General features: G+C 31.5%; 1 protein-coding gene. It reads left to right on the forward strand.

What is annotated here, in order from left to right; all coding sequences use genetic code 11:
- Positions 1-273: iron-containing alcohol dehydrogenase (locus FUA24_RS04890; protein ID WP_148540276.1), on the forward strand; the 273-nt coding region annotated here is incomplete at both ends.

Raw genomic sequence — 273 nt, forward strand, 5'->3', positions numbered from 1 at the left:
ATACCATTAGCTTATGATGATAAAATAATATATGTATCAGCTAAAGAAGAACCAAAAACCGATCAGGTTGATAGTATAGTAAAAGATATTATTTTAAGTACAAAAGAAAGACCTTCAGGTATTATAGGTATTGGTGGTGGTACGCTTTTAGATTTAGCTAAGGCAGTATCAATTATGCTTACAAATGAAGGTGAAGCTAAAGATTATCAAGGCTGGGATTTAGTTAAAAATCCAGCTATTTATCACGTAGGTATTCCAACAATTTCAGGTACA

Source organism: Seonamhaeicola marinus, assembly GCF_008085455.1.